This is a genomic window from Streptomyces sp. NPDC056486 (genome assembly GCF_042795295.1).
GTDB lineage: Bacteria > Actinomycetota > Actinomycetes > Streptomycetales > Streptomycetaceae > Streptomyces.
In genome coordinates, this window is the sequence record NZ_JBHTSF010000090.1 from 1 (window position 1) to 16,855 (window position 16,855).

Below are 16,855 nucleotides of genomic sequence, written 5' to 3' on the forward strand. Positions count from 1 at the left end.
GGCCCACCCGGGGGCCCCCCCCCCGCCCGGCTCTGACGTTCATGGACCCGGTCCGGCGTTCATGGACCCCCGTACTTGCTCGGCCCGTCAGACCTCCTTGCCGTTGCCGCCTCCGCCGCCCGCCGCGGCCTTGATCCCCTCGGTGATCTCGTCCATAACGGACACCTTCGGGGACTTGTCGTTGACGTCGATGCCGAAGCGGACGATGACGAGCTCGGACTTCACGGTGGGGGAGGGGAAGGCGAGCGACTGGACGTACCCGTCGTCGCTCTTCTCGGTGACGGCCTTCCAGCGCACGAGGTAGCCCTTCTGCCCTGCGACGGTGACCGCCTTGGACTCCAGCTCCTTGTGCGAGGTGATCTTGCCGTACGTCTTGCCGCCGTAGGACTCCTTGGCATTGACGGAGATGTCGGCCTTGGCGGCTGCCTCCGCTGTCTTTTCGTCGACCTTGAAGCCCTTGGCGGGCCCGGAGTACGCGCCGCCGCGGGTGCAGGTCTTGTCGGTCTCCCTGGGGCACGGATAAGGACCCGTGGTCACCGAGGCGCCGCCCTCCTCGCCGCTCGCTCCGGTCCAGCCGTCCGGAACCGGGAGGCTGATGCCGCTGAGGGCGTCGGTGGCGTACCCCTCCTCCGACGGCGGCGCGGAGCCGCCGCCGGGGGGCTGCGACTGCTCTGGGTTCTGCGGGTCCTGGGGCGCACCGGGTTTCGAGGGGGCGGACGACGAGGGGGTCTTGGCGGAGTTGTCGCTGTCCCCGCCGTCGTCCGAGGTCAGGAAGTAGACGCCGCCGCCTATCCCGGCAAGGACCACGAGCGCCACGCCCACGGCTATGCCTATACGAAGGCCGCGCTTCGGGGCGGTGGGCTGTCCCGGGTAGGAGGGATAGGCCGGGTAGGCGCCCGGGGCGGCGGTGGGGGCACCGGGCGGGGCGGCGGGCGGATAGGCCGGGGGCGCCGCCGGAGCGGAACCGCCCCACCCGGCGGCGGAACCCACCGCGCGGACCTGGTCCGTCCATACGTTCCCGTCCCACCAGCGCTCGGTACGGGGGCCGTCAGTTGTCTGGCCGGGGTCGGGGTACCAGCCGGGAGGGGTTACCTGGGTCATGGGCGCCAGGGTATGAGCATTCGGTGAAAGCGGCATGAGAGGGGGCCTGCCCGGAGGTCACTGTTCGGCCGCTGTATTCGCCGGGGGAAGAGGCGAGTTCACCTCTCGTGCCCGTCCACCACAAGGCGTACAGGACCGCCGCCCACCGGCGTGGGTACCCGCACCCCGGCCCGCCCCGGAGTGATCGACCCGAGCACGCTCGCATGCCGGGCTCCCGTGCTCTGCGGCACCGTCCCGGGCAGCCCGTGCGCCGTCAGGAAGCCGAGCACCGCGAAGGCGTACGCCTCCTTCGCGGCGGACGGAAGGCCGAGCTCGTCGGAGGTGCGCACCGGGATCCCGCCTCCCAACTCGGTCCGCAGGAACGCCATCAGCGTCGGATTGCGTGTGCCGCCGCCGGAGGCGATGACCTCGGATGCGTCGACCGCCCTGATGGCGTCGGCGACCGTCCGGGCGGTCAGCCGGGTGAGCGTGGCGACGACGTCCTGCGGGGCGAGCGCCTCATACCCGGTGAGTGCCGCCCGCAGATAGGGCAGATGGAAGAGCTCCTTGCCGGTGGTCTTCGGGGCGGGGCGCGCGTAGTACGGCTCGCCCAGCAGGACAGTGAGCAGCCCCTCGTCGACCGTGCCGCGTGCCGCCATCTCACCGTCGAGGTCGTACGCGAGCCGCTCCCGCGTCAGTTCACGTACGGCGGCGTCGATGAGGGCGTTGGCGGGGCCCGTGTCGAAGGCGGTGCCGTCCGGGGCGGTGATGTTGGCGATGCCGCCGAGGTTCAGCGCGGCGGGGGCGCCGGGCCTGCCGCGCAGCCACATCCGGTCGACGATGCTGACCAGGGGAGCGCCCTGGCCGCCCGCGGCGATGTCGCGGGGGCGGAAATCGGCGACCACCGGAAGCCCCGTCCGCTCGGCGATCCACGCGGGCTGCCCGATCTGCAGCGTGCCGTGCACCTGGCCGTCCTCCACCCAGTGGTAGACCGTCTGCCCGTGCGACGCCACCAACTCCGCTCGCCCGTCGCACAGTTCACGGTCCGCCTCGGCCGCCGCCGCGGCGAAGGCCTGGCCGATGCGGGTGTCGATGCGGCAGACGTCCGCCAATGTGGTGGCGGCGGGCGGCAGCGCGGCGCCGAGCGCCGTCCGCAGCGCCTCGTCGTACCCGCGGGTGATGAGACCCAGCGGAGAGAGCAGCAGACGGTCGCCGTCGATCGTCAGGTCGGCCGCCGCGGCGTCGATGGCGTCGTACGAAGTCCCCGACATCAGCCCGATCACGCGCACGAACTGCTCCTCTCGCTCTCCTCACGGGTGTGTTTGATCATCGCAGCGATGACGGGGCAAGCGCACTCGCACGTACGATCCAGTTCAGGCCGATAGAAGTAGTAGAGGTAGGGGAGGAGGCGACTTGTCCATGTCCACCACCGGATCACCCGGTCCGCGCACAGGGACGCGCCGCACGAACCTCACCCGAACCGACGGCACCTGGAGCGGCCTCCTCCTGGAGACGCGAGACCGGCCACGCCCCGGCCTGTGCCCGCACACCGCCGGGAACCGTCTGCTCCTGACGCAGGGAGCCGCCGCGGACCCGCTGCTGTTTGCCCTGGTGGACCCGGACCGCCACGGAGTCGACTTCTACCGGACCGGCCGTTACCGCCCCCTCGTCCCGCCCCTGCGCGCACACATGGCCCGCGCCCACGGAGGCTCCCCGCAGCGCTGGGCCCACCACTTCGCGACCCTGCTCGCCGCGTCACCCGACGGCCCCCTGCACGACGGGCGTTGGCTGCTGTCCCCGGACCCCTTGCTGCGCACTTGGGGGCACATGAGCGTGAGTGACGGGGAGTACTGGCGCTCGCTGATCATCGAGGGCGATCCCGACGGATACATCGACTGGTTCATCCACAGCGGCTCGTGGGAGATCTTTCCGCTGCGGGCCATGCCGGACGCCGACGACCCCCGCGTGAAGGCGTACCGCAAGCAGGCGAGGGACGGCACCCTGCCGCCCGTTCTGCTCTGGTGGATGAGCGGGCTCGACAGCCACCTCGTCCTGGACGGCCACGCACGGCTGGCCGCGGCGATCGCGGAATCCGTGGAACCGGCCGTCCTGGAGCTGCGAAGGACCGCTCCCCAGGACGAGGTGGACTCCGGCACGGAGCGGGCCGTGGCGACGTACGAGTCGGAACTGGCGAGATTCACCGCCCTGCGCGCCGCACAGGGCACACGCGTTCCCGACGGCGCCGAGTTCGCGGGCCCGGCCCTCGCCCGCCGCCTCGAAAAGCTGCGCACGGCACAGCGCCCCACGTGGGCCTGGCCGCTCCCCGGCGGTGTGCGGGAGTGGCACCGGATCGCCCGGGAGGAGGTGGGTGAAGGGGGATGGGAGTACGCGTGAGAACACGCCGGGGTCGACCGAACCGCGCCCGGACCCCGTGCCCGGACCACCCCTCAGCCGCTCCCGTGCCCTGCGGACAGCACCAGTCGTCGGCACTCCCCGGGGCTGCGCCAAGCGGTGCGCAGTGCGCGCGCCTTCGTCAGCCACAGCGACAGGTCGTACTCCGCGGTGTAACCGATCGCCCCGTGGAGTTGCAGCGCCGCTCGTGCGGCGCCGTACGCGGCTTCGCTCGCTGCTGCTTTGGCCGCCGCCACATCTGCCGTCTTGAGGGTCAACGCCGCCCCGTACAGCAGGGGGCGGGCGAACTCGAGGCCGATCAGGACGTCCGCGAGGCGGTGCTTGACCGCCTGGAAGCCGCCGATCGGCGTGCCGAACTGGGTGCGCTGCTTCACGTACGCGACCGTCCTGTCGAGGAGCGCGAGCCCGACCCCCAACGCCTGCGCGGCCGTCGCGAGCGAAGCCCAGTCGGCCGCGCACCGGGAAGCCTCCGTCACCGCCGGGCCCGAGGCAAGGAGTTCGCCGGGCCCGAGCCGGGCTAGGCGGCGCACCGGGTCCAACGACCGCTCCACGGGCGCGTGCCCGGAAGCCAGGCGCAGTTCACCGTCCGTGGCGGTCAGCCGCAGCGTCGCCGCGTCCGCGTCCAGTGCGAACGGCCCCCCTTCGGGGAGAACGAGCGTCGTGACGGCCTCCCCGGAGGCCAAGAGCGGGAGGAGCCGTTTGGCCGGAGCCGCCTCGCCCAGCTCGGCGAGGCGGGCGAGCAGCGCGCCCGCCGCCACCGTCTCGACCACCGGTCCCGGTACCGCATGCCGCCCCAACTCGATGAAGGACACGACCACTTCGATCGAGTGCAGCCCCATGCCCTCGTACTCCTCGGGAACCGTCAGGGCGAACACGCCCGCGTCCGCGAGGCGCCCCCACACGGAACGCCCCGGCGCGTGGTCCCCGGCGGCCCACGCTCTCGCGGCCGCCGGAGTGTCGGCCGCCGTCAGCATCGCGTCGAGCGAGCGCGCGAACTCGCGCTGCTCGTCGTCCAGGAGGAACTTCATCAGCGACGTCCCTTCGGCAGTCCGAGCAGCCGCTCGGCGATGATGTCGCGCTGGATTTCGTTCGTGCCCGCGTAGATCGGCCCGGCGAGCGAGAAGACGTACCCCTCGGCCCACTCGCCGCCGTCCGCCAACTCGCCCTCCGCGCCCAGGAGGTCGAGCGCGGTCTCGTGCAGCGCGATGTCGTACTCGGACCAGAAGACCTTGTTCAGGCTCGACTCCGCGCCGATCGCCTCACCAGCCGCGAAGCGTGACGCGTTGGCCCAGGTGAACAGCTGATAGGCGCGGGCCCCGATCACGGCGTCGGCCACCCGGTCGCGCAGCGCGGTGTCCGCGGGGTCGCCGTCCGCGCGCCACTGCCGCACCAGGCGGTCTGCCGTGGCGACGAAGCGGCCGGGGGAGCGCAGCGTCAGGCCCCGTTCGTTGCCCGTCGTCGACATCGCGATCCGCCAGCCCTGGCCCGGCTCGCCGATCACGTCCTGGTCCGGCACGAAGACGTCGTCGAGGAAGAGCTCGGCGAACGCGGGCTTGCCGTCCAGGCGCCCGATGGGGCGGACGGTCACGCCGTCCGCGTCGAGCGGGAACATCAGGTACGTCAGGCCCCGGTGCGGCTTGGCGGAGTCGACGGCGAGGTCGCTGCGGAACAGGCCGAACGCGCGGTCGGCGAACGCCGCCCGCGACGACCAGGTCTTCTGCCCGCTGATCAGCCAACCGCCGTCCGCACGGCGTGCGGTGGAACGCAGCGACGCCAGGTCCGAGCCCGACTCCGGCTCGGACCAGGCCTGTGCCCAGATCACCTCGCCGCTCGCCATCGGCGGTAGCACCCGCGCCCGCTGCTCGTCGGTCCCGAAGTCGAAGAGGGTCGGCGCGAGGAGATTGATGCCGTTCTGCGAGACGCGGCCCGGGCCGCCCGCCGCGAAGTACTCCTCCTCGAAGATCAGCCACTTGACGATGTCGACGCCCTGCCCGCCGTACTCCTCGGGCCAGGAGACCACCGACCAGCGGTCGGCCGCGAGCTCGCCCTCCCAGGCGCGGTGGGCCGCGAAACCCTCCCGGGTCTCCAGGGACGGCAGCGGCTCCGCCGGCACATGCCTGCGCAGCCAGTCGCGCGCCCGCTGTCTGAACTCCCCTTCCCCGGCGGTGAAGTCGAGGTCCATCAGTGGCCCACCTCTTCGGTCGGTGCTTCGGTCGGTGCTTTGGGCGGTGCTTCGGTCGGATCTTCCCAGCGGTCTTCCCTAACAAGTGTTTGGTAGATTACCCTGGCGTTGGGCCAGTCGTCGAGAGCGAGTCGAGAGCTAAGGGGGCCGAGCATGGACGCACCCACGTACGTGCCGGGGCACGGTCTGCTCGCGGGCCGCACCGCCGTCATCACCGCCGCGGCCGGAGCGGGCATCGGGGGCGCCACCGCCCGACGCTTCCTGGAGGAAGGCGCGCGCATCGTCATAGGCGACGCCCACCCGCGCCGCACGAAGGAGACGGTCGAGGCGCTGGCCGGGGAGTTCGGCGCCGACCGGGTCGACGGAACGCCCTGCGACGTCACGGACGAAGCCCAGGTGCAGGTTCTGTACGACGTGGCCGAGCAGCGCCACGGCGCACTGGACATCGTCGTGAACAACGCGGGCCTCGGTGGCACCGCCGAGCTCACCGAGATGACCGACGAGCAGTGGGACAGAGTCATCGACGTCACGCTGAACGGCACGTTCCGCTCCACCAGAGCCGCCCTGCGCCGCATGCGGGCCGCCGACCGCGGCGGTGTGATCGTGAACAACGCCTCGGTGCTCGGCTGGCGCGCCCAGGCGGGCCAGGCGCACTACGCCGCGGCGAAGGCAGGCGTCATGGCCCTCACCCGTTGCGCCGCCGTCGAGGCCGCACCCCACGGGATACGGATCAACGCCGTGTCGCCGAGCCTCGCCATGCACCCGCACCTCGCGAAGGTCACATCGCCGGAGCTGCTCGAAGAGCTCACCGCGCGCGAGGCGTTCGGACGGTATGCCGAACCCTGGGAGATAGCCAACGTCATCGTCTTCCTTGCCAGTGAGTACTCCTCGTACATGACGGGGGAGACGGTCTCGGTCAGTAACCAGCACGCCTAGGCGGAGAATGACCGTGTGTCGAAACCGAAGCAGAGCAGCACGAGCACAAGGCCCGAGAACACCGGCGACAGCCCCACCACCAGTAACACCAGTACCACCAGTACGAAGAAGGCGCCCGCCAAGAAGGCTCCGGCCAAGAAGGCCGCGGTGAGTCCCTCACCCGAGCGCCGCGGCGAACTTCTCGCCATCGCGGCCGACGTCTTCGCCGAGCAGGGGTACAACGCGACCACGGTCCGCAAGATCGCGGACGCCGCCGGCATGCTCGCCGGAAGCCTCTACTACCACTTCGACTCCAAGGAGTCGATGCTCGAAGAGATCCTCTCCACCTTCCTCACCGAGCTGTGGGACGGGTACGACACCGTGCTCCAGTCGCAACTCGGCCCCCGCGAGACCCTTGAGGCGCTCGTCACCGAGTCCTTCCGGGAGATCGACCGGCACCGCTCCGCCGTCGCCATCTACCAGAAGGAGTCCAGGCATCTGGTCGCGCAGGCGCGCTTCCAGTACCTGACCGACTCGCAGCAGCGCTTCGAGAAGACGTGGCTGACGACGCTGGAGCGCGGAGTCGCGGAACACGTCTTCCGCGACGACCTGGACATCCGGCTCGCCTACCGCTTCGTGCGCGACACCGTCTGGGTCGCCGCGTCCTGGTACCGCCCCGGGGGAGGACACAGCCCCGAGGAGATCGCCCGCCAGTACCTGTCGATGGTCCTGGACGGCATCGCCGTACGCACGTAGAGAGAGCGCGTCGTCAGAGCGCGTCGTCGCCCCGGCGACCGCACCGACCGAGGAGCACGAGGAGTACGCAGCCATGGCCGAGGCCTACATCGTCGAAGCGGTCCGCACCCCCGTCGGCAGGCGCAAGGGCGGCCTCTCGGCCGTCCACCCCGCCGACCTGGGAGCCCATGTCCTCAAAGCGCTCGTCGAGCGCACCGGAATCGACCCCGCAGCCGTCGAGGACGTCGTCTTCGGCTGCCTGGACACGGTCGGTCCGCAGGCCGGGGACATCGCCCGCACCTCCTGGCTGGCGGCAGGTCTGCCCGAAGAGGTGCCCGGCGTGACGATCGACCGGCAGTGCGGATCCTCGCAGCAGGCCGTGCACTTCGCGGCGCAGGGCGTCCTGTCCGGCACCCAGGACCTCGTCGTCGCGGGCGGCACACAGAACATGTCGATGATCCCCATCGCCTTCGCCTCGCGGCAGGCCGCCGAACCGCTCGGCCTCACCGAAGGCCCTTACGCGGGCAGCGAGGGCTGGCGCGCCCGCTATGGAGACCGGCCCGTCAACCAGTTCCACGGCGCCCAGCTGATCGCCGAGAAGTGGGGCATCACCCGCCGGGACATGGAGGAGTTCGCGCTCCGCTCGCACCAGCGGGCCGTCCGCGCGATCGACGAAGGCCGCTTCGACCGCGAACTCACCGGCTACGGAGACGTGACCACCGACGAGGGCCCGCGCCGCGACACGACCCTGGAGAAGATGGCGGGCCTCAAGCCCGTCCTGGACGAGGGCACCATCACCGCCGCCTGCTCCTCGCAGGTCTCGGACGGCGCCGCCGCGCTGCTCGTCGCGAGCGAACGGGCCGTGCGGGAACACGGGTTGACGCCCCGCGCCCGCATCCACCACCTCTCGGTGCGCGGCGAGGACCCGATCAGGATGCTGTCCGCGCCGATCCCCGCCACCGCGTACGCCCTCAAGAAGACCGGCATGAGCATCGGCGACATCGACCTCGTCGAGATCAACGAAGCCTTCGCGCCGGTCGTCCTGGCCTGGCTGAAGGAGACAGGGGCCGATCCGGAGAAGGTCAACGTCAACGGCGGGGCGATAGCCCTCGGTCACCCGCTCGGCGCGACCGGCGTCAAACTGATGACGACGCTCCTGCACGAACTGGAGCGCACAGGCGGCCGGTTCGGCCTCCAGACCATGTGCGAAGGCGGCGGACAGGCGAACGTGACCATCATCGAGCGCCTCTGAGAGTGTCCCCGACCGCGCCCGGATCCGGGCGCGCACCTCACTCATTGCGGGAGTTGCTGGCCGGACACCGCACCGTGAGGCCCTCTCCCCAGCTAGTCTCGATGGTTGTACGTCGATTGAGCGACCTCGGGAGGTAGCGCGATGACACAGGGACGGCCCGGAGGTGGCACCTGGGCCCCGCTGTGGGAGCGCGATGCGGAACTCACCGCGGTCGCGGGGGCCGTTGACGAGCTGTGCTCCGACGCGACCACGGCGGGCGGCCTGCTCGTCTTCCAGGGCGAGGCGGGCATCGGCAAAACGGCGCTCCTTTCCGAAGTGCGGCGCATCGCGGAGGGGCGGGCCACGGTGTGGTCCGCGCGAGGCGGCGAGACCGTCACCTCCGTCCCCTTCAACGTCGTACGACAGCTGTTGCAGTCGGCTCTCGTCGACCTCTCGCCCGAAGAGGCCCGGGAGTATCTCGGCGACTGGTACCCCATCGCGGGCCCGGCGCTCGGCATAGCCGAGCCGGGTGGCAGGCAGGCCGACCCGCAGGGCGTGTGCGACGGCCTGGTCGAGGCGGTCGTGCGCCTTTCGGGGGTGCACTGGCCGCTCGTCCTGCTCATCGACGACGCGCACTGGGCCGACCAGGAGACCCTGCACTGGCTGGCCGCGTTCGCCCAGCGCCTCCACGAACTGCCGGTCCTCGTCGTGGTCGCCCACCGCCCGGACGAAGTCACCGGCGACAGCGCGCGCCATCTCGCGGCGGTCGGCGCCGCGGCCCGCCCCTCGCCCCCGCTGCGCGCGCTCACCCCCGACGCGGCGGCCGGGCTCACCCGCGCCACCCTCGGCGAGCACGCGGACGCCCCGTTCTGCCGCGAGGTGTGGGCGGTCACCGGCGGCAATCCCTACGAATCCGTGGAACTGCTCGCCAAGGTCCAGGACAGCGAGCTCGAGCCGGTGGAGAGCTCCGCCGCCGAACTGCGCGCACTGAACCGCTCGGCGCGCGGCCGTGGCCTGGTCGCCCGCCTCGAAGGACTCGGCACGGACGTCACACGGTTCGCGTGGGCCGCGGGGATCCTCGGCACCGCCATCTCGCTCGACCTCGCCGCCTCGCTCGCCGGGATGCCCCGCGTGAAGGCCGAGCGGTGCGCGGAGCGGCTGTGCACCGCGCGCATCCTGCTCGGCGGCGAAGAGGGCCTGGAGTTCGTCCATCCGCTGATCGCGAGCACCGTCTACCGCTCGATCCCGCCCGCCACCCGCACCGCGATGCACGGCCAGGCCGCCTGGGCCGTCACGCTGTCGGGGCGAGGCGCGGCGGCCGCGTCCCGGCACCTCCTCGAGGTCCACCCGGACGACGACCCCGAACTGGTCGAGCAGCTGCGGGAAGCGGCGGCCGAGCACCTCGCCGTCGGCGCGCCGGACGCGGCCCGCCGCTGCCTCGAACGCGCCCTGCGGGAACCGCCGCGGCCCGCGATCCTCGGGCGCGTGCTCTATGAACTGGGCTGCGCCACGCTCCTGACCTCCCCCGTCACGACCATCGGCCACCTGCGCGAAGCCATCCACGCGGCGGGGCTCGACCGCAAACTGCGGGTGGACGCCGTCTGCCGCCTCTCCCAGGCCCTCGTGCACAACGACCAGCTGGAGGAAGCCCTGCGCGTCGTGGACGCCGAGGCCGCCCGGCTCGAGCCCGGGCCCGACCAGATGCGTCTGCAGGGCGTTCACTACATGTGGGAGGGCATCCACTCGCGCGAGGAGGACGCGACGGGCCGTTCGCGGCGCCTCGCCGTGCTCGCCGGACCGCTGCAGGGGCGCGACAACTCCGAGCGTGCGCTGTTGATCCTGCGCGCCTTCGACGCCATGACCCGCGGAGAGAACGCGGAGGAGATCGTCGAGCTCTGCGACCGTGTACTGGTCAACGGCCGCCTCGCACCCGGGCTCGGCTGGACCGACACGGAGTGGGGCTTCGAGCTCCTGACGATGCTGGGCGGCTCGTACATCTTCACCGACCGCCTCGACCGTGCCGAGAGCGTCTTCGCCGAGGGGGTCCGCGCGTATGAGGCCGCGGGCTGGAGCGGCGGTCATCTGGCCGTCGCCAAGGCCTGGCTGGGTCTGGTGTACCGCAGGCGTGGACGCCTCGTCGAGGCGGAGGCCTCGCTGCGGGAGAGCCTGCGCCTGTCCGACCGGGTCGGCTCCGGGCTCCCGATGCACTGGGACGCCGCGTGCAAGCTCATCGAAACGCTGCTCGCCCGGGGGAAGGTCGACGAGGCCCAGGAGATCGCCGACCACTACGGCATCGCGCCGCCCTTCCCTTCCACGATCTTCCTGCCCGACATCCACTCCGTCCTCGGCCGTCTGCTGATCGCCACGGGGCGACGCTCGGAGGGCCTCGGCGAGTTGGAGGTGGCGGCGAAGACCTCGCACGAACGCGGCCGCTACAACACGATCGTCGCCCCCTGGGCGAACGACCTCGCCCGCGCGCTCGCCGAGGAGGACCCCCGACGGGCCGCCGAACTGGTCAAGGGCGTACGGATCCAGGCGGAGCTCTTCGGCACGGAGACGGCGATCGGCGAGGCGCTGCGGTGCGCGGCGTCCCTGGAGAGCGGCCACCGTGCGGTCGCGCTGTACGCACGGGCCGTCGCCTGCCTGGAGGCGTCGCCGTGCGCCTACGAGCATGCGGTGGCCCGGGTCGAGTACGGGATCGTGGCGGGGTCCGCGAGCGAGCTGGCGCGGGGCCTCGCCCTGGCCGAGTCATGCGGAGCGGACGGGCTTGCGGCCAGGGCGCGGCAGTCCTTGGCGGTGGCGGGGGTGTGAGGCGGGGGCGTGAGCGGGTCAGCCCGTCCGGTGGCGTTTGAGGAGCGGGGCGGGGGCCTGGGGCAGAGCCCCGGTTTCGGGGAGGGGCGGGGCAGCGGAGAGAAGCCGCCCCACCACCTCGGCCGCCTCCGCCATCACCCCTGAAACCAGCTCCTCGCACGACGGCAGATCCTCGATGAGCCCCGCGACCTGCCCGGAAGCCATCACCCCTGCCTCCGGCATCCCGTCCACCATCGCCGACTTCAGCATCATCGGCGTGTTCGCGGCGAGCAGGACCTGACTCCACGTCATCCCCTTCCCGTGCCGCATCGCAAGCCCGTCCCTGACCATCTCGCCCCAGCCCATCCCGGACACCTTCCGGAACGCGGCGGCATGCCGGACCGCCCGTGCGAGGGACGCCACCCGCCCCGATTTCTCCAGCGAAGCGACAAGGTCCGTCCGCAGCATCCGATGCGGAAGACCGTCCACCCGCGTGGTCACCGTGACGTCCTTGACCGAAGCGGCCAGATAGCGCGCCTTGACCGCGTCCGGCACCGTCGAGTCCGACGTCAGCAGGAAGCGTGTGCCCATCGCGACCCCCGCGGCGCCATAGGCGAGCGCGGCGACGAGACCCCGCCCGTCGAAGAAGCCCCCCGCCGCGATCACCGGAATGTCGACCGCGTCCACGACCTGCGGCAACAGCACGGTCGTCGCCACCTCGCCCGTGTGCCCGCCGCCCTCGCCGCCCTGCACGACGACCGCGTCCGCGCCCCATGCCGCGACCTTCTCGGCATGCCGTCGCGCGCCGATGGACGGGATGACGACCACCCCGGCGTCCTTCAGCTCCGCGATCAGCTCCTTCGAGGGGGCGAGCGCGAAGGACGCGACGCGAACCCCCTCGTCGACGATGACCCGCACCCGGTCCCGTGCGTCGCCCGCGTCGGCGCGGAGGTTGACCCCGAAGGGCTCGCCCGTACGGGACTTGACCTCCCGGACGGCGGAACGCAGCTGGTCGACCGTCATCGTCGCGGAGGCCAGGATGCCCAGGGCGCCCGCGTTCGCCGTCGCGGAGACCAGGCGGGGGCCCGCCACCCAGCCCATGCCGGTCTGCACGACGGGGTACCGGACGCCGACCAGCCTGGTCAGCGCCGTCTCCATGCTCGCCGGGGCCGGGTTCGCCGGGGCCGGCGTCACGAGCGCACCTCGCGCTCGCGCAGAGCGCGCGGGTCCACCACCTCGCGGATCAGCCGCAGTTCCTCGGCGGTCGGCTCGCGGGTGTACGGCACGTCGTCCGCCATGGCCAGGGTGAAGCCGGTCGACTCGCGCACCTGCTCGACGCTCACGCCCGGATGCAGGGACACCAGACGCATCGCGTGGTCCGCCGCCCCGAAGTCGAAGACGCCGAGGTCCGACACGACCCTGCGCAGGTCGTGGAAGCGGGTCGCGGAAGGACCTGCCGCCGCCGCGCTGTCGTACCCGACGCCGCTGATCATGTCGACCTTCTCGACGAAGACACGCGTCGAGTGACGGGGGATCCAGTAACTCACCGGGTTGTTGAGGGTGTTGACGGGGGCTCCGCGCACCCCGAGCAGTTGGCGCTTCGGACGCTCCCAGTCGCCGATGCAGGAGATGTTCTGGTTTCCGAAGCGGTCGATCTGGCTCGCGCCCATCATCACGTGACGCCTGCCGCCCATGGCCATCGTCAGGTGCCTGCGGTACGGCAGCCAGCCCTCCGTCACCGCCGAAGGCGCCCCCACGGCGGGCACATCGCCGATCAGCAGTGCCTCCCCGTCCGTGAGCAGCAGGTCGGGCGAGAACGTCAGTTTGGCCAGGCGGGCGGCGATCGCCGGGACCGTGCCCATCGGCGACGCGAGAATCTCACCGGCGTCCCGCCAGGCATCGGCACAGGCGATCACGCAGTACTCGGCGCGGGTGACGGTGTTCGCTCCGGGCGTGCCGGGCGTGCCGGGCGTGCCGGTCGTCGCCGTCGGGTCGGTCTGCCTCATCGCTGCTCCTTGTGCCAGGTCCGGACGGCCGCTTGGTAGTCCTGCTCGGTGCCGGTCAGGAAGCGGTCCTCGAACTTCTTCCAGGCGTCCGGGTCGCTCGCGGCGGTGGCGTACGCCTTCTGGAAGGGCTCGTCGCGGTCGTAGTCCGGCACGCACGAGGTGAAGTGCGCGCCCTTGGGCGTCTCGGTCACGCCCGTCACCGCGTGCCGGGAGATCAGCATCGTCTGCGGCGCGGTCCGCTCGGTGAGCTCGCTCGACTCGACGATCCGCTCGCACGACACGTACGCCGTGTCGGCCGCCTCGCAGAACAAGTCGTCGAAGTACGGATCCGGGCCCAGGTACTGGGCGTTGCCCAGGCGGTCGGCGCGGTTCAGATGGACCAGTGCCGCGTCCATCCGCAGGGCGGGAACGGCCACGAGCTCCTCCCCGTCCTCGTACGGCGAAGTGACCGTACGCAGCTGGGGGTTGACCCGCAGGACGTCCGAACCGAGGCCCGCGCGGATCGGCAGGAACGGCAGCCGCTGGGCGCCGGCCGTCAGGCCCTGCATGAACATCGCCTCGTCAAGCTCGACCAGTTCGAAGGCGCCACGCTCGCGTGCCGCGCGGAAGTGCGGCTCCAGGGGAATCGAGTCGAGTGTCGTGAACGCCGTGACCAGCTTGCGGATCTTCCCCGCCGCGGCGAGCAGGCCGACGTCCGGGCCGCCGTACGACAGGACGGTGAGGTCCGTGATCCCGGACCGCAGCAGGGCCCGCACCAGGGCCATGGGCTTGCGGCGCGATCCCCAGCCGCCGATGCCGAGCGTCATCCCGCTCCGCAGCCGCCCCACGATCTCGTCGGGCGTCATGGTCTTGTCCGTCATGCCCTGCCCTTCTCTTCCTTGCCGGATGCCTTACCGGATTCCTGTCCGAAGTCCTCGCGGATGCGGTCGGCCAGGCCGCTCAGGTTCGCCTCGAAGGTGAAGCCCTGCTCGAAGCGGTAGCTGCGGTGCACGTCGACGGGGTCGATGCCGTTGATCGCCGCCTTGGCGAACCGCAGCAGGGTCCCGTCCTTCTGTGCGATCTCGCGCGCCAACTCCAGTGCCGCATCGCGCAGTTCCGCCCGCGGCACGACCCGCCACACGGAGCCGTGCGCGTGCAGTTCGGCCGCGGTGGCCGTGCGCGAGGTGTAGTACAGGGCGCGCATCAGGTGCTGCGGCACCAGGCGGGCGAGATGTGTCGCCGCTCCGAGGGCGCCCCGGTCCAGCTCGGGAAGGCCGAACGTCGCGTCCTCGCTCGCCACGATCGCGTCCGCGTTGCCCACCAGGCCGATGCCGCCGCCCAGACAGAAGCCGTTCACGGCGGCCACGACCGGCACCTCGCATTCGTACACCGCCGAAAACGCTTCGTAGCACCCGCGGTTGGCGCCTATCAGTGCGCTGTGGCCGCTGTCGCGCTGCATCTCCTTGATGTCCACACCCGCGTTGAACCCGCGGCCCTCGGCGGCCAGGACGACGCAGCGCGTCCCGGGATCGCGGCCCGCAGCGCGCACCATGGCCGCCAGGTCGAACCACCCCTGCACGGGCAGGGCGTTGACGGGCGGGAAGTCGACGGTGACGACGGCGACGCCCTTGTCCGGGGTGGAGGTGGAGACAGACATCAGAGGATCCGCTACCTTTCAACCAAGCCCTTCAACCAAACATTTGTTAGTTAGGAAGGTAGCAGCGATGACTGACACCCGACAGGTGGTGGTCGTCACCGGCGGCACCCGAGGCGTGGGCGCCGGTATCGCCCGCAGCTTCCTCGCCGCCGGTGCGAGGGTCGTCGTCTGTGCCCGCAGACCGCCGGACGGCCCGGTCGAAGCGGCGGGCGCCACCGCCGAGTTCCGGCCCATCGACCTGCGCGACGCGGAAGCGGCACACACGTTCTTCGCCGAAGTGGCCGCCGATCACGGACGGTTGGACGCGCTGGTGAACAACGCGGGCGGCACGCCGTTCGGGCTGCTCGCCGAGTCCGGCCCCGCCCGCCAGGCCAAGATCGTCGAACTCAACCTGCTGGCCCCGCTGTACGCGTCCTTGGCGGCGTACGAGGTGATGCGCGACCGGGAACCCGGTACGGATGCGGGCGCGGCCAGCATCACCATGATCGGAAGCGTGAGCGGCTCCCGGCCCTCACCCGGCACCGGTGCCTACGGCGCGGCCAAGGCGGGCCTGGAGAACCTCGCGCGCACGATGGCCGTCGAGTGGGCCCCGCAGGTGCGCGTGAACACCGTCGTGCTCGGCCTCGCCCGCACCGAGAGCGCCCATCTGCACTACGGCGACGAGGGCGGCATCGCGCAGGTCGCCCGCACCGTCCCGCTGGGTCGCCTCGCAGAGCCGTCGGACGTCGGGGACGCGTGCGTCTTCCTCGCCTCCGACGGTGCCCGCTACATCAGTGGTGCCGCGCTGCACCTGCACGGGGGCGGCGAACGCCCCGCATTCCTCGACGCCGCGTCCGTCAACCACTGAACGTATCGAACGTATCGGAGGAGTTCCGTATGACCGAGGAGTCCCGCACGACCTCAGCCGACAAGCCTGGCACGGGCAGCACGGGCAGCACGGGCAGCACGGGCAGCCCCGGCATCTGCGCGGGCCGCGTCGTGATCGTCACGGGTGCGGGCCGCGGCCTCGGCCGTGCGCACGCGCACGCGTACGCCACCGAAGGCGCCAAGGTCGTCGTCAACGACCTCGGTGTGGGGCCCGACGGTTCCGGATCCTCCGGCGGGCCCGCGCACGACGTCGTGGAGGAGATCCGCGCGGCGGGCGGCGAGGCCGTCGCGCACGGCGGCGACATCGCCACGTCCGAGGGCGCCGCATCCCTGGTGCGGGCCGCGCTCGACACCTACGGATGTCTCGACACCCTGGTCAACAACGCGGGGTTCCTGCGGGACCGGATGCTGGTGAACCTCGACGAGGACGACTGGGACGCGGTGCTGCGCGTACACCTGAAGGGGCACTTCCTGCCGCTGAAGCACGCGGCCGCGTACTGGCGTGGTGAGGCGAAAGCGGGGCGCGCCCGGCATGCGTGCGTGGTCAACACCAGCTCCGGTGCGGGCCTTTCGGGAAGTGTCGGGCAGGGGAACTACAGCGCGGCCAAGGCCGGGATTCTCGGGCTCACCATGGTCGCCTCCGCCGAATTCGCCTCCTACGGAGTGCGGGTCAACGCGATCGCGCCCGCCGCGCGGACGCGGATGACGGAGCAGACCTTCGCGCAGACCATGGCCGCGCCCGGGGGAGGCGGCTTCGACGCGATGGCTCCGGAGAACGTTTCACCGGTCGTGGTGTGGCTCGGCTCCGAGGCGTCCGCCGGTGTCACGGGCCGTGTCTTCGAGGCCGAAGCGGGGCGCATCACCGTCATGGAGGGCTGGCGGCCGGGGCCGACGGCCGACAAGGGAGCCCGCTGGACCCCGGCGGAGGCGGGCGACACGGCGCTGAAACTGCTCGCCGGGGCGGAGGTTCCCCAGCCGGTGTACGGGGCGAGGTAGGGCGG

Annotated in this window: 15 protein-coding genes; 7 read left to right on the forward strand and 8 right to left on the reverse strand. The window is 71.7% G+C overall.

Annotation, left to right across the window (positions count from 1 at the left end; translation table 11 throughout):
- Positions 1 to 87: 87 nt before the first annotated feature.
- Together ACFQ7F_RS29265 and ACFQ7F_RS29270 are read right to left on the reverse strand one after the other, a co-directional pair.
- Positions 88 to 1,101 (reverse strand): DUF2510 domain-containing protein, encoded by a 1,014-nt coding sequence (locus ACFQ7F_RS29265; RefSeq protein ID WP_383276420.1) that lies wholly within the window; start codon positions 1,099 to 1,101, stop codon positions 88 to 90.
- A 98-nt stretch (positions 1,102 to 1,199) separates the two neighbouring features.
- Complete coding sequence (locus ACFQ7F_RS29270; RefSeq protein ID WP_383276423.1) at positions 1,200 to 2,369, reverse strand: anhydro-N-acetylmuramic acid kinase; 1,170 nt, start codon at positions 2,367 to 2,369, stop codon at positions 1,200 to 1,202.
- A gap of 130 nt (positions 2,370 to 2,499) precedes the next feature.
- Here ACFQ7F_RS29270 and ACFQ7F_RS29275 point away from each other — a divergent pair, with 130 nt between their 5' ends.
- On the forward strand, positions 2,500 to 3,474 hold the full coding sequence (locus ACFQ7F_RS29275) for a hypothetical protein (protein ID WP_383276426.1): 975 nt from the start codon (positions 2,500 to 2,502) through the stop codon (positions 3,472 to 3,474).
- A 53-nt stretch (positions 3,475 to 3,527) separates the two neighbouring features.
- Here ACFQ7F_RS29275 and ACFQ7F_RS29280 read toward each other — a convergent pair whose 3' ends face one another.
- Both ACFQ7F_RS29280 and ACFQ7F_RS29285 read right to left on the reverse strand, forming a co-directional pair.
- On the reverse strand, positions 3,528 to 4,520 hold the full coding sequence (locus tag ACFQ7F_RS29280) for an acyl-CoA dehydrogenase family protein (protein ID WP_383276429.1): 993 nt from the start codon (positions 4,518 to 4,520) through the stop codon (positions 3,528 to 3,530).
- Positions 4,520 to 5,674, reverse strand: coding sequence for an acyl-CoA dehydrogenase family protein (locus tag ACFQ7F_RS29285; RefSeq protein ID WP_383276432.1), 1,155 nt, complete (start codon positions 5,672 to 5,674; stop codon positions 4,520 to 4,522). The genes ACFQ7F_RS29280 and ACFQ7F_RS29285 overlap by 1 nt, the downstream gene beginning before the upstream one ends.
- Positions 5,675 to 5,827: 153 nt before the next feature.
- Between ACFQ7F_RS29285 and ACFQ7F_RS29290 the strand changes: the two genes are divergently transcribed.
- The 4 genes from ACFQ7F_RS29290 (at position 5,828) to ACFQ7F_RS29305 (ending at position 11,366) form a co-directional block, all read left to right on the forward strand.
- A complete protein-coding gene (locus tag ACFQ7F_RS29290; protein WP_383276436.1) occupies positions 5,828 to 6,610 on the forward strand; it encodes an SDR family oxidoreductase in 783 nt (260 codons plus the stop codon).
- Positions 6,611 to 6,757: 147 nt separating this feature from the next.
- Positions 6,758 to 7,345: a TetR/AcrR family transcriptional regulator gene (locus tag ACFQ7F_RS29295; protein WP_383276522.1), complete on the forward strand. Its 588-nt coding sequence runs from the start codon at positions 6,758 to 6,760 to the stop codon at positions 7,343 to 7,345.
- A gap of 73 nt (positions 7,346 to 7,418) precedes the next feature.
- The gene (locus ACFQ7F_RS29300; RefSeq protein WP_383276439.1) at positions 7,419 to 8,576 is read left to right on the forward strand and encodes an acetyl-CoA C-acetyltransferase; all 1,158 of its coding nucleotides are present in this window, start codon (positions 7,419 to 7,421) and stop codon (positions 8,574 to 8,576) included.
- Between the two features lie 141 nt (positions 8,577 to 8,717).
- Positions 8,718 to 11,366 carry an ATP-binding protein gene (locus tag ACFQ7F_RS29305; protein ID WP_383276441.1) on the forward strand — a complete coding sequence of 883 codons (2,649 nt, stop codon included), beginning with the start codon at positions 8,718 to 8,720 and terminating at the stop codon, positions 11,364 to 11,366.
- Between the two features lie 18 nt (positions 11,367 to 11,384).
- Here the strand turns inward: ACFQ7F_RS29305 and ACFQ7F_RS29310 are convergent, their stop codons facing one another.
- Genes ACFQ7F_RS29310 through ACFQ7F_RS29325 form a run of 4 tightly spaced genes read right to left on the reverse strand, consistent with a single transcriptional unit; the run spans position 11,385 to position 14,987 of the window.
- Positions 11,385 to 12,503 carry an NAD(P)H-dependent flavin oxidoreductase gene (locus tag ACFQ7F_RS29310; RefSeq protein ID WP_383276525.1) on the reverse strand — a complete coding sequence of 373 codons (1,119 nt, stop codon included), beginning with the start codon at positions 12,501 to 12,503 and terminating at the stop codon, positions 11,385 to 11,387.
- A 32-nt stretch (positions 12,504 to 12,535) separates the two neighbouring features.
- Entirely contained in the window at positions 12,536 to 13,351 is an 816-nt protein-coding gene (locus tag ACFQ7F_RS29315) for a CoA-transferase subunit beta (RefSeq protein ID WP_383276444.1), read from the reverse strand.
- Positions 13,348 to 14,211, reverse strand: a complete 864-nt coding sequence (locus tag ACFQ7F_RS29320) for a CoA transferase subunit A (protein ID WP_383276446.1) — start codon at positions 14,209 to 14,211, stop codon at positions 13,348 to 13,350. The genes ACFQ7F_RS29315 and ACFQ7F_RS29320 overlap by 4 nt, the downstream gene beginning before the upstream one ends.
- Positions 14,208 to 14,987: an enoyl-CoA hydratase family protein gene (locus tag ACFQ7F_RS29325; protein ID WP_383276448.1), complete on the reverse strand. Its 780-nt coding sequence runs from the start codon at positions 14,985 to 14,987 to the stop codon at positions 14,208 to 14,210. The genes ACFQ7F_RS29320 and ACFQ7F_RS29325 overlap by 4 nt, the downstream gene beginning before the upstream one ends.
- A gap of 67 nt (positions 14,988 to 15,054) precedes the next feature.
- On the opposite strand from ACFQ7F_RS29325, the gene ACFQ7F_RS29330 reads away from it, so the two are divergent.
- Positions 15,055 to 15,834, forward strand: a complete 780-nt coding sequence (locus ACFQ7F_RS29330; protein WP_383276451.1) for an SDR family oxidoreductase — start codon at positions 15,055 to 15,057, stop codon at positions 15,832 to 15,834.
- Positions 15,835 to 15,863: 29 nt separating this feature from the next.
- Positions 15,864 to 16,850 (forward strand): SDR family oxidoreductase, encoded by a 987-nt coding sequence (locus tag ACFQ7F_RS29335; RefSeq protein ID WP_383276454.1) that lies wholly within the window; start codon positions 15,864 to 15,866, stop codon positions 16,848 to 16,850.
- Positions 16,851 to 16,855 lie beyond the last annotated feature (5 nt).

Coding starts and splice junctions, on each gene's coding strand:
- ACFQ7F_RS29315 (WP_383276444.1), bottom strand. CDS start 13,351: ATGAGGCAGACCGACCCGACGGCGACGACCGGCACGCCCGGCACGCCC.
- ACFQ7F_RS29265 (WP_383276420.1), bottom strand. CDS start 1,101: ATGACCCAGGTAACCCCTCCCGGCTGGTACCCCGACCCCGGCCAGACA.
- ACFQ7F_RS29320 (WP_383276446.1), bottom strand. CDS start 14,211: ATGACGGACAAGACCATGACGCCCGACGAGATCGTGGGGCGGCTGCGG.
- ACFQ7F_RS29310 (WP_383276525.1), bottom strand. CDS start 12,503: ATGGAGACGGCGCTGACCAGGCTGGTCGGCGTCCGGTACCCCGTCGTG.
- ACFQ7F_RS29325 (WP_383276448.1), bottom strand. CDS start 14,987: ATGTCTGTCTCCACCTCCACCCCGGACAAGGGCGTCGCCGTCGTCACC.
- ACFQ7F_RS29330 (WP_383276451.1), top strand. CDS start 15,055: ATGACTGACACCCGACAGGTGGTGGTCGTCACCGGCGGCACCCGAGGC.
- ACFQ7F_RS29290 (WP_383276436.1), top strand. CDS start 5,828: ATGGACGCACCCACGTACGTGCCGGGGCACGGTCTGCTCGCGGGCCGC.
- ACFQ7F_RS29285 (WP_383276432.1), bottom strand. CDS start 5,674: ATGGACCTCGACTTCACCGCCGGGGAAGGGGAGTTCAGACAGCGGGCG.
- ACFQ7F_RS29335 (WP_383276454.1), top strand. CDS start 15,864: ATGACCGAGGAGTCCCGCACGACCTCAGCCGACAAGCCTGGCACGGGC.
- ACFQ7F_RS29280 (WP_383276429.1), bottom strand. CDS start 4,520: ATGAAGTTCCTCCTGGACGACGAGCAGCGCGAGTTCGCGCGCTCGCTC.
- ACFQ7F_RS29300 (WP_383276439.1), top strand. CDS start 7,419: ATGGCCGAGGCCTACATCGTCGAAGCGGTCCGCACCCCCGTCGGCAGG.
- ACFQ7F_RS29275 (WP_383276426.1), top strand. CDS start 2,500: ATGTCCACCACCGGATCACCCGGTCCGCGCACAGGGACGCGCCGCACG.
- ACFQ7F_RS29305 (WP_383276441.1), top strand. CDS start 8,718: ATGACACAGGGACGGCCCGGAGGTGGCACCTGGGCCCCGCTGTGGGAG.